11 protein-coding genes are annotated in these 16,306 nt (G+C 60.5%); 7 read left to right on the plus strand and 4 right to left on the minus strand.

The genetic code is table 11. The features are described from left to right. Window positions 1-3: 3 nt before the first annotated feature. On the minus strand, window positions 4-1,410 hold the full coding sequence (gene glnA / locus NTD85_RS25135) for a glutamate--ammonia ligase (RefSeq protein WP_003220788.1): 1,407 nt from the start codon (window positions 1,408-1,410) through the stop codon (window positions 4-6). A gap of 329 nt (window positions 1,411-1,739) precedes the next feature. On the opposite strand from glnA, the gene thiI reads away from it, so the two are divergent. Both thiI and typA read left to right on the plus strand, forming a co-directional pair. Then, complete coding sequence (gene thiI, locus NTD85_RS25140; protein ID WP_003220790.1) at window positions 1,740-3,194, plus strand: tRNA uracil 4-sulfurtransferase ThiI; 1,455 nt, start codon at window positions 1,740-1,742, stop codon at window positions 3,192-3,194. A gap of 139 nt (window positions 3,195-3,333) precedes the next feature. Beyond that, window positions 3,334-5,154, plus strand: coding sequence for a translational GTPase TypA (typA, locus tag NTD85_RS25145; protein ID WP_003220792.1), 1,821 nt, complete (start codon window positions 3,334-3,336; stop codon window positions 5,152-5,154). Between the two features lie 226 nt (window positions 5,155-5,380). On the opposite strand, the gene NTD85_RS25150 is transcribed toward typA, so the two are convergent. Next, window positions 5,381-5,818: a YkgJ family cysteine cluster protein gene (locus NTD85_RS25150; protein ID WP_045122258.1), complete on the minus strand. Its 438-nt coding sequence runs from the start codon at window positions 5,816-5,818 to the stop codon at window positions 5,381-5,383. 258 nt (window positions 5,819-6,076) lie between these two features. Between NTD85_RS25150 and NTD85_RS25155 the strand changes: the two genes are divergently transcribed. The 5 genes from NTD85_RS25155 (at window position 6,077) to NTD85_RS25175 (ending at window position 15,676) form a co-directional block, all read left to right on the plus strand. Further along, a complete protein-coding gene (locus NTD85_RS25155; RefSeq protein ID WP_003220794.1) occupies window positions 6,077-8,527 on the plus strand; it encodes a glycogen/starch/alpha-glucan phosphorylase in 2,451 nt (816 codons plus the stop codon). Between the two features lie 254 nt (window positions 8,528-8,781). Beyond that, on the plus strand, window positions 8,782-12,369 hold the full coding sequence (locus NTD85_RS25160; protein WP_262143481.1) for a DUF2339 domain-containing protein: 3,588 nt from the start codon (window positions 8,782-8,784) through the stop codon (window positions 12,367-12,369). Beyond that, window positions 12,366-13,730, plus strand: a complete 1,365-nt coding sequence (locus tag NTD85_RS25165; RefSeq protein WP_262143482.1) for a DUF3999 domain-containing protein — start codon at window positions 12,366-12,368, stop codon at window positions 13,728-13,730. Before NTD85_RS25160 ends, NTD85_RS25165 begins: the two co-directional genes overlap by 4 nt. 329 nt (window positions 13,731-14,059) lie before the next feature. After that, window positions 14,060-15,070: a class 1 fructose-bisphosphatase gene (locus tag NTD85_RS25170; protein ID WP_003220797.1), complete on the plus strand. Its 1,011-nt coding sequence runs from the start codon at window positions 14,060-14,062 to the stop codon at window positions 15,068-15,070. A gap of 3 nt (window positions 15,071-15,073) precedes the next feature. After that, a complete protein-coding gene (locus NTD85_RS25175; RefSeq protein WP_262143483.1) occupies window positions 15,074-15,676 on the plus strand; it encodes a DUF924 family protein in 603 nt (200 codons plus the stop codon). Between the two features lie 10 nt (window positions 15,677-15,686). Here the strand turns inward: NTD85_RS25175 and NTD85_RS25180 are convergent, their stop codons facing one another. Next, entirely contained in the window at window positions 15,687-16,019 is a 333-nt protein-coding gene (locus NTD85_RS25180) for a type II toxin-antitoxin system RelE/ParE family toxin (protein ID WP_103519973.1), read from the minus strand. Next, window positions 16,016-16,288 (minus strand): type II toxin-antitoxin system Phd/YefM family antitoxin, encoded by a 273-nt coding sequence (locus NTD85_RS25185; protein ID WP_047290864.1) that lies wholly within the window; start codon window positions 16,286-16,288, stop codon window positions 16,016-16,018. Before NTD85_RS25185 ends, NTD85_RS25180 begins: the two co-directional genes overlap by 4 nt. Window positions 16,289-16,306: the final 18 nt, after the last annotated feature.

Genomic DNA, 16,306 nt, shown 5'->3' on the forward strand with positions numbered 1-16,306 from the left:
GGATCAGCAGCTGTAGTACAGCTCATATTCCAGTGGGTGTACGAAGGTGCGGACCTTGATTTCTTCTTCGGATTTCAGCGCGATGTAAGCGTCGATGAAGTCGTCGGAGAACACGCCGCCCTTGGTCAGGAACGCACGGCCCTTGTCCAGCTCTTCCAGGGCTTCTTTCAGGCTGCCGCAAACTTGTGGGATCTCTTTCGCCTCTTCAGGCGGCAGGTCGTACAGGTTTTTGTCAGCGGCGTCGCCTGGGTGGATCTTGTTCTGGATGCCGTCCAGGCCGGCCATCAGCAGTGCTGCGAAAGCCAGGTACGGGTTGGCAGCCGGATCCGGGAAACGGGCTTCGATACGACGGCCGCGTGGGCTGTTGACGTAAGGAATACGGATCGAGGCGGAACGGTTGCGAGCCGAGTAGGCCAGCATCACCGGCGCTTCGAAACCAGGCACCAGACGCTTGTAGGAGTTGGTGGCCGGGTTGGTGAAGCCGTTCAGGGCCTTACCGTGCTTGATGATGCCGCCGATGAAGTACAGGGCGGTTTCGGACAGGCCGGCATAGCCTTCACCTGCGAAGGTGTTCTTGCCGTCTTTGGCGATGGACATGTGTACGTGCATGCCCGAGCCGTTGTCGCCGTACAGTGGCTTCGGCATGAAGGTCGCGGTGCGGCCGTATGCGTCGGCAACGTTGTGCACAACGTATTTCAGCGTCTGAACTTCGTCAGCTTTCTTCACCAGGGTGTTGAACTTGACACCGATTTCGTTCTGACCGGCAGTCGCCACTTCGTGGTGGTGAACTTCAACGGTCTGGCCCATCTCTTCCAGTGCGTTGCACATGGCAGTACGGATTTCGTGGTCGTGGTCGAACGGCGGAACCGGGAAGTAGCCGCCTTTGATACCAGGACGGTGGCCTTTGTTGCCGCCTTCGATGTCCTGGTCGGACATCCACGAGCCTTGTTCGGAGTAGATCTTGAACATCGAACCGGAGATGTCGGATTTGAACTTCACTTCGTCGAAGATGAAGAACTCTGGCTCCGGACCGGCGAAGACGGTGTCACCGATACCGGTGGTCTTCAGGTATTCCTCGGCACGGTGAGCGATGGCGCGCGGGTCGCGATCGTAACCTTGCATGGTCGAAGGTTCGATGATGTCGCAGACCAGGATCAGGGTCGCGTCTTCGGTGAACGGGTCCAGAACGGCAGTGTCGTCGTCCGGCAGCAGGATCATGTCGGAGGCTTCGATGCCTTTCCAGCCAGCGATGGAGGAACCGTCGAACATCTTGCCGACTTCGAAGAAGTCGTCTTCCAGCGCATCGCGAGCCGGCATGGTCACGTGGTGCTGAGTGCCTTTGGTGTCCGTGAAGCGCAGATCAATCCACTTGACGTCATGATCTTTGATGAGTTGAACCGACTTCGACATAGTGTCCTCCGGGGTGGCTTAGGGCTTGGTAGTGGATGCCCTTAATATGGGTGATGCCGGCGCAGATACTCTGCCAAGGCAACCTGCCTCACAAGGGAGCAAATTGCATGCCAGTGCCCCAGCATGGGTTTTTTGCCCCAAATTCACGCTTTCACAGGACGAAAGCGCCATAAAGGCGAAAATCTCGCCCTTTAATGTAGCGTCTTAAATCAAAAATGACCCGTTTTGGTGCAAGAGAAACCTTCTGCATATTAACTGGTTAAACCTTGAGCAATTTCCGCTATAATCCGCGCCCCCCTTTTTCGGCTGGCCCTGCGCGCGCTGTTTTCATGAAACTAATCGTAAAAGTCTTCCCCGAGATCACCATCAAAAGCCGCCCTGTCCGGATGCGTTTCATCCGCCAGCTGGCCAAGAACATCCGCGCCGTGCTCCGCGATCTGGACCCGGCCGTGGTGGTGAACGGTGTGTGGGACAATCTCGAGCTGGAAACCCGCGTTACCGACCCCAAAGCCTTGAAAGAGATGGGCGAGCGCCTGACTTGCACTCCGGGTGTCGCGCACTTTCTGCAGATCGACGAGTACCCGCTGGGCGACTTCGACGACATCACCGAGAAGTGCAAACAGCACTACGGCGATGTGCTGGCCGGGAAGATTTTCTCGGTGCGCTGCAAGCGTGCAGGCAAGCATCCGTTCAGCTCGATGGACGTTGAAAAATACGTCGGCAGCAAGCTGCGTCGTGAGTGCGGTGCGGCCGGAATCGACCTCAAAGACCCGCAAATCGAAGTTCGCATCGAAGTTCGCGACCAACGGTTGTTTGTCATTCACAGCCAGCACAACGGCATCGGCGGATATCCGCTCGGCGCCCTGGAGCAGACGCTGGTATTGATGTCCGGCGGCTTTGACTCGACGGTTGCCGCCTACCAGATCATGCGCCGCGGCCTGATGGCGCATTTCTGCTTCTTCAATCTGGGCGGGCGTGCCCACGAATTGGGCGTGATGGAAGTCGCGCATTTCATCTGGAAGAAGTACGGCAGCTCGCAACGCGTGCTATTTGTCAGTGTTCCGTTCGAAGAAGTGTTGGGCGAAATTCTCGGCAAAGTCGATAACAGTCATATGGGCGTCGTATTGAAGCGTATGATGTTGCGCGCATCGTCGGCCATCGCCGACCGGCTGCACATCGACGCGCTGGTCACCGGCGAAGCGATTTCCCAGGTATCGAGCCAGACGCTGCCGAACCTGTCGGTGATCGACTGTGTGACCGACAAGCTGGTCCTGCGCCCACTGATCGTTGCGCACAAGCAGGACATCATCGACACGGCCAACGAGATCGGCACCGCCGATTTCGCCCGGCACATGCCGGAGTACTGCGGGGTCATCTCGGTCAATCCGAAGACCGCCGCCAAGCGCCACCGTGTTGAGCACGAAGAGAAAGAATTCGACATGGCGGTTCTCGAGCGTGCGCTCGAAAACGCCAAACTGGTGTCGATCGATCGGGTGATCGACGAATTGGGCCAGGATTTGCAAATCGAAGAAGTCGGCGAAGCGCTGGCCGGTCAGATCGTCATCGACATCCGTCACCCGGATGCGGCCGAGGATGACCCGCTGGAAATCGCCGGCATAGAAGTACAGACGATGCCGTTCTATGCAGTGAACGCTCGTTTCAAGGAGCTGGATCCGACTCGCCAGTACCTGCTGTATTGCGACAAAGGCGTGATGAGTCGCCTGCATGCTCACCATTTGCTCAGTGAGGGGCATGCCAATGTGCGCGTTTATCGACCGAGCTAAGTGCCCGGGGCTGTTTGCCTGTGGCCTGCGTCACCGGCCCCCCGACACCGCCGTCAAGCTGTAACGGCCATGCCGGACACTACTGTTAATCGCTGCCAAGACTTGTCAGCAAACCGAATCCTCTGATCGAGATACACAAGTGATCGAAAATCTACGTAACATCGCCATCATTGCCCACGTTGACCATGGTAAGACCACCCTGGTAGACAAACTCCTGCGTCAATCCGGCACCCTGGAGCGCAACGAGCTCAACGACGAGCGCGTGATGGACTCCAACGACCAGGAAAAAGAGCGCGGTATTACCATTCTGGCGAAAAACACCGCCATCAACTGGAACGGCTACCACATCAACATCGTGGACACCCCGGGCCACGCCGACTTCGGCGGCGAAGTAGAACGCGTAATGTCGATGGTTGACTCCGTTCTGCTGCTGGTTGACGCTCAAGACGGCCCTATGCCGCAAACCCGTTTCGTGACCAAGAAGGCCTTCGAAGCCGGCCTGCGTCCAATCGTGGTCATCAACAAGGTTGACCGTCCAGGCGCGCGTCCGGACTGGGTTCTGGACCAGATCTTCGACCTGTTCGACAACCTCGGTGCTACCGAAGAACAACTGGACTTCCAGGTTGTTTACGCTTCGGCCCTGAACGGCATCGCCGGTCTGGACCACACCGCCATGGCGGAAGACATGACCCCGCTGTACCAAGCGGTAGTCGACCACGTTCCGCCTCCGGCCGTTGACCGTGACGGTCCGTTCCAGATGCAGATCTCCGCTCTGGACTACAACAGCTTCCTGGGTGTTATCGGTGTTGGCCGTATCGCTCGTGGTCGCGTCAAGCCGAACACCCCGGTTGTCGCTATCAGCGCCGACGGCAAGCGCCGCAACGGTCGTATCCTGAAGCTGATGGGTCACCACGGTCTGCACCGCATTGACGTTGAAGAAGCAGCGGCCGGCGACATCGTCTGCATCAGCGGCTTCGACGAGCTGTTCATCTCCGACACCCTGTGCGATATCAACACCGTCGAGGCGATGAAGCCGCTGACCGTTGACGAGCCAACCGTTTCCATGACCTTCCAGGTAAACGACTCGCCATTCTGCGGTAAAGAAGGCAAGTTCGTGACCTCCCGTAACATCAAGGATCGTCTGGACAAAGAGCTGCTGTACAACGTTGCACTGCGCGTTGAAGAAGGCGACTCGGCTGACAAGTTCAAGGTTTCCGGCCGTGGTGAGCTGCACCTCTCGGTACTGATCGAAACCATGCGTCGCGAAGGCTTCGAGCTGGCCCTGGGCCGTCCTGAAGTGATCATCCGTGAAGTTGACGGCGTGAAGCAGGAACCGTTCGAAAACGTCACCATCGACATCCCTGAAGAATCGCAGGGCAAGGTCATGGAAGAGATGGGTCTGCGTAAGGGCGACCTGAGCAACATGGTGCCGGATGGCAAGGGCCGTGTTCGTCTGGAATACAACATCCCTGCTCGCGGTCTGATCGGTTTCCGTAACCAGTTCCTGACCCTGACCAACGGTGCTGGCATTCTGACCTCGATCTTCGACCGTTACGCGCCAGTGAAGTCGGGCCACATGTCCGGCCGTCAGAACGGCGTTCTGGTTTCGGTTGAAACCGGCAAGGCACTGACCTACTCGCTGGAAACCCTGCAGGCTCGTGGCAAGCTGTTCGTAGAACACGGCCAGGAGATCTACAACGGTCAAATCGTTGGTCAGAACAGCCGCGACAACGACCTGGGTGTGAACCCAACCAAAGGCAAGAAGCTCGACAACATGCGTGCTTCGGGTAAAGACGAAACCATCGCTCTGGTACCACCTGTTCGCTTCACTCTGGAACAGGCTCTGGAATACATCCAGGAAGACGAGCTGTGCGAAGTCACGCCTAAGTCCATCCGTCTTCGCAAGAAGATCCTGGACGAAAGCGAGCGTACCCGCGCTGCCAAGAAAGCCAAGGCGTAATTTAGCCCGAGCTTGAAAAAACGCCCCCGGTCGCGAGACCGGGGGCGTTTTTGTTTGTCCGGGGTTTAACCGAGACGGGTGCGGTGTTTGTGCTGGCCTCTTCGCGAGCAAGCCCGCTCCCACAGCAGATCTCGGTGAACACAAATCTTGTGTACGCCATAGTTCCCTGTGGGAGCGGGCTTGCTCGCGAAGGCGGCCTGACAGGCGCCGAAAATTTCAGGAACGATCAGAACTTCTCGATCGACCGCGAGTTCTGCACTCGCTCCACTTCTTTGGGCTTGTACGCGCAATACCCCGGCCGCGGGCCGATTTTCGGGTGGTTGCGGCAGGTGTCCGGGCGCTTGTCATAAATGGTGCACAAGCGCGATTTACGATCCAGGTAGTAGCAATCGTTGTTGCTCATGCGCTGCAGGGTGAAGATCCCCGACTTCTGGTTGAAGCGCTCGACCAGCCCTTCCTTTTGCAGGCGCTTGGCGATGTTCTTCGGCGGATCGCCCAGCTCGAACTCGTCGACCACGCCGATGCGCACCAGATCCTTGATCTTGACCTCGACCGGCAGCGTGCAGCAGCTGGAGATACAAGAACCGCACATCGGGGCCGAATATTTGGCCCACGTATCGAGACGATCGATCTCGGCGGCGGCAATCAGGTTGGGCTTCATCATCGGGAGTTACCAGGCGTGTGCATCAGGGCGCGCGATCATACCGGGACTGGTGGATTTTTGAACAACCTTTCGCCAGATTTTTTCATCGCCCGCCAAAATTGGCGCTTAACCCGGCACGGGCCATGCATCGATCAGCGTGCTCGCCAGGGTTATGCCGGGCGATCTCACACTCTCAAGAAAAACTGCCGAACCAGAGCCGCCAGCGTCGGTCAGACCGTCTAGGCTCAGACAATTCCCCGCTCGCTCGAGGTCCTATCGATGACTCAAGAACCACTAGTTCGCGAAGCAGAGGTGGCCGCATTCCGCGATGCCGTCCTGACCAAGCTCACCTATGCAGTGGGTAAAGACCCGGATCACGCCTTCGACCATGACTGGTTCGAAGCCATTGCCCTGGCGGCGCGCGACCACATGGTCGAGCACTGGATGGACCACACCCGGCAGATCTACCGCAAAGGCCAGAAGCGGGTGTATTACCTCTCGCTGGAATTTCTCATCGGTCGTTTGCTCTACGACAGCCTGAGCAACCTCGGCCTGCTCGACGTCGCCCGTGAAGCGCTGACCGAACTCGGTGTCGATCTGGAGCGGATCCGCCTGCTCGAGCCGGATGCGGCACTCGGCAACGGCGGCCTCGGGCGTCTGGCGGCGTGCTTCATGGAAAGCATGTCGACCCTCGGCATCGCCGGGCACGGCTACGGCATTCGCTACGAACACGGTCTGTTCCGTCAGGCCATCGTCGATGGCTGGCAGCAGGAACAGACCGAGCACTGGCTGGATTTCGGCAACCCGTGGGAGTTCGAACGTCCGGAAGTGGTGTACTCCATCGGCTTCGGCGGCAGCGTCGAAACCGTGACCGATGCCAGCGGCAAGACCAAACAGGTCTGGTCGCCTGCGGAAACCGTGCGGGCGATTGCCTACGACACACCGGTGGTCGGCTGGCGCGGGGCGAGCGTCAACACCCTGCGCCTGTGGCGCGCCCGGGCGATGGAAGATCTGCACCTGGAGCGCTTCAACGCCGGTGACCACTTGGGCGCCGTCGCCGAAGTCGCGCGGGCTGAAAGCATTTCCCGGGTTCTCTATCCGGCCGACAGCACCGAAGCCGGGCAAGAGCTGCGTCTGCGTCAGGAGTATTTCTTCGTCGCCGCTTCGCTGCAGGATTTGCTGCGCCGCCATCGCAACATGCACACCTCGGTGCTGACCCTGGGCGATCACGCGGCGATCCAGCTCAACGACACCCACCCTTCGATTGCCGTCGCCGAATTGATGCGCCAACTGGTCGACGTCTACGACGTGGCCTGGGATGCGGCGTGGCAAGTCACCGTCGACACCCTGTCGTACACCAACCACACGCTGCTGCCGGAGGCGCTGGAAACCTGGCCGGTGGGCCTGATGGAGCGCATGCTGCCGCGGCACATGCAGATCATTTATCTGATCAACGCCCAGCACATCGACTCGCTGCGGGCCAAAGGCATTCACGATTTCGACGTGCTGCGCGCGGTTTCCCTGATCGAGGAAGACAACGGTCGCCGTGTGCGCATGGGCAACCTCGCGTTCCTCGGTTCGCATAGCGTCAACGGCGTGTCCGGGCTGCACACGCAGTTGATGCGCAAGACCGTGTTCGCTGAACTGCACAAGCTCTACCCGGAGCGGATCAACAACAAAACCAACGGCATCACCTTCCGCCGCTGGCTGTTCCAGGCCAACTCCGAGCTGACCTCGATGCTGGTCGACTCCCTCGGCCCGGAGGTGCTGGATAACCCGGAAGAACGCTTGCTCGACCTCGAACCGTTCGCCGAGAAACCCGCCTTCCGCAAAGCCTTCGCCGAGCAGCGCCTGCACAGCAAAAAGGCCCTGGCCTACCTGATTCACGAGCGGCTGGGGATTGCGGTCAACCCGGCGGCGATGTTCGACGTGCAGGTCAAACGGATCCACGAATACAAGCGTCAGTTGCTCAACCTGATGCACACCGTGGCGCTGTATCAGGCGATCCGTGCCGAGCCGGAAACCGACTGGGTACCGCGAGTGAAAATCTTCGCCGGTAAAGCAGCGGCCAGTTATCACCAGGCCAAACTGATCATCAAACTGACCAACGACATCGCCCGGGTGGTGAACAACGACCCGACCGTACGCGGCTTGCTGAAAGTGGTGTTCCTGCCCAACTACAACGTCAGCCTGGCGGAGAGCATCATTCCGGCGGCGGACTTGTCCGAGCAGATTTCCACGGCCGGTTTCGAGGCCTCGGGCACCAGCAACATGAAGTTCGGCCTCAATGGCGCACTGACCATCGGCACCCTCGACGGCGCCAACGTGGAAATGTGCGAGCGCATCGGCGCCGAGCACATGTTCATCTTCGGCCTCAGTGCGCAGCAGGTCGAAGCGCGTAAACAGAACCACGAGTTCAGCGCCGCGCCGGATATCGCTGCGTCCCATCGTCTGAACGATGTGCTGCAGGCGATCCGCAGTGGTGTGTTCTCACCGGACGACACGTCGCGCTATACCGGGCTGATCGATTCGCTGGTGGACTACGACCGCTTCCTGGTCTGCGCCGACTTCGACTCGTACTGGGAAGCGCAGATGCGCGTCGATGCGCACTGGCACGATTCCAACAACTGGTGGCGTTCGGCAGTGCTCAACACGGCGCGCATGGGCTGGTTCTCCTCAGACCGGACGATTCGCGAGTACGCGACGGATATCTGGAAAGCGCTGGAGTAATCTTTCGCAACAAATGTGCGCAAGGCCCAGCGTTTGTTGGGCCGGATCGATATACTGAGCGCCGGTTACCGGGCTGTTCAATCACCACTGATCCAATGTAGGAGTGAGCCTGCTCGCGATAGCGCCGTCACATTCAACAGCTTCGTTGACTGACAAACCGCTATCGCGAGCAGGCTCACTCCTACAAGGGTTTGTGGCTAGACTGTGCAATCGCCGGATACGCCCCGCCTTGGGGCTGCTTAGGGATATCGACCATGCAATGGATGTTCATGTTGATCGGGCTGTTGCTCGGCTGGCTGCTCGACGAGTCGTTCAGTACCGCATTGCTGGGTGCGCTGCTCGGGCTGGCGATCGGGCAAACGCTGCGCATCGCCCAGCTCGGCAGGCAGACTGCGGAGCAACAGCGCCAACTTGAACAGACGAAGGTGGCCTTGCAAGGCGTCGCGCAGCGCCTGTATCTGCTGGAAGGCTCTCCCTCTCACGCGGTGCCAGCGGCAAGCGCGGAACCGGTCAGCGAGCCTGCCATCGTCGCCGAACAAGCACCCGCCGACGCGCCGGATCTGGTCTGGGAGCTGCCGCCCGAACTCGAACCGATCACCGTCACTGCCAGCGAAACCAGTCAGCCACTGCCGGCCGATGTCTGGCATCTGGACGCCGTCACTGCCGAGCCATCACCCCCCGCACAACCTGCCGAACCTCGTGGCCCGAACCTGATCGAGCGTGGCATCCGCGCTGCGCGCAACTGGCTGTTCGGCGGCAACACCGTGCTGCGGGTCGGTGTGGTGCTGCTGTTTTTCGGTCTGGCCTTCCTGCTGCGCTACGCCACCGAAGGCATGGTGGTGCCAATCGAATTGCGTTACGCCAGCGTCGCGGCGGCGGCGTTGGCCCTGCTGGCGCTGGGCTGGTGGCTGCGCACACGCAACAACAGCTATGCGCTGATCCTGCAAGGCACCGGGATCGCGGTGCTGTACCTGACAGTGTTTGCGGCGATGCGTCTGCATCCGCTGCTCGATCCGTCCGCCGCGCTGGGTCTGCTGGTGGCGGTCACGGTGTTCTCGGCGATTCTCGCCATCACTCAGGATGCTCTTGGACTGGCCGCCGCCGCTGCGCTTGGCGGTTTCGCCGCACCGATCCTGACCTCGACCGGGGAGGGCAACCACGTCGCGCTGTTCAGCTATTTCGCGCTGCTCAATGCCGGCATTCTCGCCATTGCGTGGTTCAAGGCCTGGCGCCTGCTCAACCTGATCGGGTTCGTCGGCACGTTCGGTATCGGTTTCGCCTGGGGCCTGCGTTCCTACGCCCCGGAGCTGCTGTGGAGCACCGAGCCGTTCCTGATCCTGTTCTTCCTGATGTATCTGGCCATTGGTCTGCTGTTCGCCCGGCGCAAGCTGCTCGACATGCCCGATGCGCCAGCGGACGGCGATCGCGAGGCGCTGCTCCAGTGGTCGGCGCGCAAGGGCGACTACGTTGACGGCACGATGCTGTTCGGCCCGCCGATCGTGGGCTTCGGCTTGCAGTTTGCGCTGGTGCAGCACCTGGAGTTCGCCGCCGCGTTCAGCGCACTCGCACTGGGCGTGATCTACATGGGTCTGGCCCGGGTGTTGATGGGCGGGCGCGCATTGCTGCTCGGTGAAACCTGTCTGGCGCTGGGGGTGATTTTCGCCAGTCTGGCGATCCCGCTGGGCCTCGATGCGCGCTGGACTTCGGCGGCGTGGGCAGTGGAGGGCGCGGGGATTTTCTGGCTCGGTCTGCGTCAGCATCGGCCGTTCGCCCGGGCCTTTGCCTTGCTGCTGCAACTGGGTTCGGCGCTGGCGTTCCTCAGCCAGTTGCGGGTCGGCACAAGCAGCCTGCTCGACGGCGCACCGCTGGGGGCGTTGATGCTCGGCATCGCGTTGCTGTTCAGTTTCTATCAGTTGCGAAAAGCCGCGCCGGAACAGGCTTTGCCGTGGGAGCGCCAGGGCCTTCCGGTGCTGGCGGCACTGGGCCTGACGTTCCTGTACTTGTTGGCGCCGCTGTTTTTCCTGGTTCAGGCGACAGCGATCAGTTGGGCCTTGGCCGGGCTGGTGACCTTGTTTGTCGGCCTGCGCCTGCAATCGCGCACGTTCCTGTTCACCGCGTTCGCCGTGCAGTTGCTCGGCGGCGCGCTGTTCCTGTTGCGCCTGCAAGGCGCGGGCGAGGATTCGGCGGCCGTATTCAGTGCCGGTTGGAGCGGTTTGCTCAGCGCATCCCTGATCGGTCTGGCGTTGATCGCCGGCATGCTGCTGGCGGCGCGCGACGAGATGGTGCGCGGCGATGTGCGGCTGCTGCGCGGGTTGTCGGTGGTGTTGCTGGCGGGGTTGGTGCTGATCAATCTGGCGGTGCTGTTCGTGCTGCCGTGGCAAACAGCGAGCGCGGTCTGGGCGGCCAGCGGTCTGTTGATCATCTGGCTCAGCCTGTACCTCAAACAGCGCGTGAGTTTTGTCTTTGGGCTGTTGTTGCAGTTGATCGGCGGCACGGCATTCTTGTTGGCCGGCCCCGAGTTGCTCGGGCCGCTGTCCAGCGAAGGTTTGCGGCCGTTGGCCCATGGCGGCTTCTGGACGCCGCTGGTGCTGGGGTTGGCCGCGCTGGTCGGTGCCTGGCGCCTGCAATTGGGCAATCACGCCTCGGCCTTCGATGCGCTGAGTTTGCAACGCCTGTCCGAAGTGCTGCTGGTGTGGGGCGCCGGTTGGTGGGCGTTGGCGTGGGTCAGTGAGGTGCTGCGTTTTGCGCCGTTGAATCTGCAGGCGACGCTGTTGCTGCTGGTCGCTGCGCTGAGCGTGGCGTTGTGGACGCTGTTGGCGCTGCGCCTGAAATGGCCGGTGTTGGGCCTGCTCTGCACCTTACTGATTCCGACGGCGGGACTGGTGTTGCTGGCGGCGTGGCATGCGCGTTATCACCCAGCGGCGAATTTCGGTTGGCTGGCGTGGGTATTGGTGTTCGCCGTGCATTTCTTCAGCCTGCGGCGTCTGGCACCGATGCTGCCGGCTCGGGCCTTGAGCACGGCGCATGTGCTGGGTTGCTGGCTGCTGATCGGCGTACTGGCGCTGGAGCTGCGCTACGGTCTGCTGCTGTTGTCCGAGCAATACAACGCCTGGCGCTGGCTGGGCTGGGCGATCCTGCCGAGCCTGTATCTGCTGTTGGCGGCGGCTCCGCGCAACTGGCCGTGGCCGGTGGCAGCGTTCCCTCGCGAATATCGTTTGTACGCCGCCGCGCCACTGGCAGTGCTGATGCTGGCGTGGTTCTGGCTGGCCAACGGTGTCAGCGACGGCAACGCCGAACCGCTGCCGTATGTGCCGCTGATCAACCCGCTGGAATTGGGCCTGCTGTTCGCCTTGTTCGGGGTTTACGTGTGGTCGCGTCATGCGGTGACGCAGTTTGCCCTGCGCAAGGATTACGCCGAGTACGCCACGCAACTGGTCGCCGGGGTTTCGCTGTTCGCCTTCTGCACCGCGCTGGTGACCCGCGCCGCACACCATTGGGCGGGGATTCCGTTCGAGCTGGATCTGCTGCTCGAATCGATGCTGGTGCAGGCCGGGTTGTCCATCGTCTGGACCCTGATGGCGCTGGGTCTGATGATCGGCGGGCATCTGCGCCATCGTCGCGAAGTGTGGCTGATCGGCGCGGCGCTGATTGCGCTGGTGGTGGCCAAACTGATTTTTGTCGAATTGAGCAACCGTGGCGGCCTCGCCCGGATCGTCTCGTTTATCGGCGTCGGTGTGTTGCTGCTGGTGGTGGGCTACTTTGCACCGCTGCCACCGAAACGCGTCGAAGCCGAACCGGCGGCGGACAAACCCGTCCCGGACACCGAAGGAGTTTCATCTTGAGTCGCATGCTGAATCTGGGGTGGTTGGCGCTGGGTGTGGTGATGACTGCCGGCGCCCTGGAAAAACCGGCGGACTTCGCCACGCAGGTGCCGCTGGCGGTGAGTGGCAACGGTCCGTGGTATCGCCTCGACCTGCCGTTGAGCGCGCAATTGCAGGCACGCCAGACCGATCTCAGCGACCTGCGCATATTCAACGCTGCCGGTGAACCGCAAGCCTACGCCCTGGCCCGCGAATCGGCGCAGACCCGCGACGACGGGCAGTTGCATGAGGTGAAGTGGTTCCCACTCTACAACGCCGCCGATGCCAGTGAGCGTGCGCCGAAAGTGCGCGTGCAATCGACCACCACCGGCACGCTGGTGGAGGTGCAGCCGTCGACTCAGTTGGAGGCCGGCGAAGAAGTGCTGCGTGGCTGGCTGCTCGATGCCAGCGCGATCAAGGCGCCGCTGCAGCAGCTGATTCTCGACTGGACCAGCGAGCGTGACGGCTTCCAGCGCTTCAGCATCGAGGCCAGTGATGACTTGCAGCATTGGCAGGCGTGGGGTGAGGGGCAGGTGGCACGGCTGACCTTTTCCGACGAGCGCATCGAACAGCATGAGGTCGCGCTGCCGGGGCAATCGGCACGCTATCTGCGCCTGTTGTGGGAGGCGCCGACGTCGGCACCGATCCTGACTTCGGCACAATTGAAAAGCAGCGATCCACGCAACGTGCCGCTGCCGTTGGTCTGGTCGCAAGCGCTGGCGGGCAGCAGCACCCAGTCCGGCGAGTACATCTGGCAATTGCCGATGGGGCTGAATGTCGAGCGGGTGCAGGTCGAGCTGAAGCAACCGAACAGTCTGGCTCCGGTCACGCTAGCGGGCCGGCGCGAAAGCAGCCTGCCGTGGCAGACGTTGAGCAACGGTTTGCTGTATCGCCTGACCCAGAACGGCCAGGACGTGGTGCAGAACGAATTGCAGTTGTACGGGCAGACTGTGCAGCAATTGAAACTGAGCGTGGACGAGCGCGGCGGTGGTCTGGGCGAGCAGGCACCGAGCCTGAAATACGCGGTGCGGGCGACGCAGGTGATTTTCCTTGCGCGTGGTGAAGGGCCTTACAGTCTGGCGCTGGGCAATCCGTCGGTGAAAACCGCGAACCTGCCGCTGAGCACGCTGATTCCGGATTTCAAAGCGGAAAAACTCGCGACGCTGGGCAAGGCAACGGTGCAGGGCGAAGTGGTTGTCACGCAGGCTGCGTCGGCAACCACAACGGCGGTGGCCGAGACCAACTGGAAGAAGATCGGCCTGTGGGCGGTGTTGCTGGTGAGCGTGGTGTTCCTCGGGGCGATGGCGGCGAGTCTGTTGCGCAAGCCACCGACCAATTCCTGAGCATGGCTGGCGCTGCGCGCCATTCGCGAGCAGGCTCGCTCCCACATTGATCGCGTCCCCCAGGGCTACTCGGTCAACTGTGGGAGCGGGCTTGCTCGCGAAGGCGGCCGATCGACCAACAAGAATTTCAGATCGGTCGCGGATCCGCATGCACCACCCGTCCCGTTTCGAACTACGCTGAATGCGGTGCCTGAACTCTCTCGACCCGTTCACGTCTGATGGAAGCAATTGCGCCCCAATGCACGTTACCGGGCGTCATCGCTCGCTACGTTTTCAGACTCCCTGTAAACTGCGCGGGTTTTTAGCCCCCCATTCCACCGGAGCCGTCCATGTCCCGCGTTACCCTGAGTCGCTATTTGATTGAGCAGACCCGCAGCAATAACACTCCTGCCGATCTGCGCTTCCTGATCGAAGTGGTGGCGCGTGCTTGCAAAGAGATCAGCCACGCCGTGTCCAAAGGCGCCCTGGGTGGTGTTCTGGGCAGCATGGGCACTGAAAACGTCCAAGGCGAAGTGCAGAAGAAACTCGACGTGCTGTCGAACGAAATCCTGCTCGAAGCCAACGAATGGGGCGGTCACCTGGCCGGCATGGCGTCCGAAGAAATGGACAATGCCTACCAGATCCCGGGCAAATACCCGAAAGGCGCCTACCTGCTGGTCTTCGACCCACTGGACGGCTCGTCGAACATCGACATCAACGCCCCGGTCGGCACCATCTTCTCGGTACTGCGTTGCCCGAACGAATACCTGAGCCAGAACGAAGCGCTGAACGAAAAAGCCTTCCTGCAGCCAGGCACCCAGCAGGTTGCTGCCGGTTACGCGATCTACGGCCCGCAGACCATGCTGGTACTGACCCTGGGCGACGGCGTCAAAGGCTTCACCCTGGACCGCGAAATGGGCAGCTTCGTGCTGACCCACGAAGACATCACCATTCCTGAAACCACCCAGGAATTCGCGATCAACATGTCCAACCAGCGCCACTGGGAAGCCCCGGTACAACGCTACGTCAGCGAACTGCTGGCCGGCGAAGAAGGCCCGCTGAAGAAGAACTACAACATGCGCTGGGTCGCCGCGATGGTGGCCGACGTACACCGCATCCTGACCCGTGGCGGTCTGTTCATGTACCCACGCGACAGCCGTGAGCCATCCAAGCCCGGCAAACTGCGTCTGATGTACGAAGCCAACCCGATGTCGTTCCTGGTGGAACAGGCTGGCGGCGCGTCCACCGACGGCCACCAGCGCATCCTCGACATTCAGCCCGAAGGCCTGCACCAGCGTGTAGCGGTGTTCCTCGGCTCGAAAGAAGAAGTCGCCCGCGCCACGGCTTACCACAAGGAATAAGCCATGAACGCGCCCTGGCAGCCGTTGCTCGATTGGTGGTTCGGACACGCCGAATCACCGGACGAGATTGCGGCTGACAAGGGCAAGTTGTGGTTCGGCAAGAAAGACAGCCAAGACCTCGAAGCGCGTGAGCGTTTCGGGGTCTTTGTCGATCAGGCCCTCGCTGGCGAATTGACCGAGTGGACGCAACGTCCCGAAGGTTGGCTGGCGCTGGTGCTGTTGCTCGATCAACTGCCGCGAATGATTTTTCGCGACTCTCCCAAAGCCTTTTCCGGTGATCTGCGCGCGCAGAAGCTCGTCGCGCAGGGCATTGCTGCGGATTTCGATCGGCAGTTGAAGCCGATCCAGCGGGTATTCATTTATCTGGTGTTCGAACACTGCGAAAACCTCTCGGTGCAGAACGAAGCCGTTTCGCGCTTTATCGCTCTGCTGGCCGAACAGCCGGAAGCCGAGCGGGCGGTGTTTGCCGACAATCTGGATTATGCCGAGCGGCATCGGACAGTGATTGCGCGGTTTGGAAGGTTTCCGCATCGCAATGCGGTGTTGGGGCGGGAGTCGACGGCGGAGGAGTTGGCGTTTCTCAGTCAGCCTGGGTCACGGTTCTGATTTTTTGAGTTCAAGGATTGCCGTTCAACAGTCTCTTCATCAAAAGTGAAGGCAGGCTTTTTCTTGAGTCGACAATGATATGAACGAAGACGATTTTTTCTCTGACTTCATAAATGACTCGGTTCATCCCGGAAATGATTTGTCGGTATTGACCAAGGTTGAGCTTCTCGATTTCCTCGGGGATTGAACCGGAATAAGGAAGGTCTGCGAGACCAAGAATGGCGTTCTTGAGGTTAGCGTAGGTACTCTGCCACGTCTGACTCGAGGACTGTTTGATAAGGTAGGTCCGGAGTTCTTTGAGATCTGTCTGTGCGGACTGAAGAATAACGACCTTTAAACTCATTGATGGTCGGCCCTGTCCAAGTCCGCGAAAACATCCTCAGCGTCTCGATACTTGCCTTCCTCAATCTCCCGATTGCCCATTGCCAATAGCTTCAGCAAAGCCATTGTGTCTTCCTGCTCCTCAAAGCTTTTCACGTCCATAACTACAAGCTTGGCTTCACCATTTTGGGTGATGACCAATGGCTCACGGCTTTCAGTGATCGACTTGACGATCTCCGCTGTATGACTTTTGAGGTAGCTGATCGGTTTGATTTGCGATGAAAGCTTCATGGTTGAGTCTCGCCAAAT

This window comes from Pseudomonas sp. 13B_3.2_Bac1 (genome assembly GCF_025466205.1).
GTDB lineage: Bacteria > Pseudomonadota > Gammaproteobacteria > Pseudomonadales > Pseudomonadaceae > Aquipseudomonas > Aquipseudomonas fluorescens_H.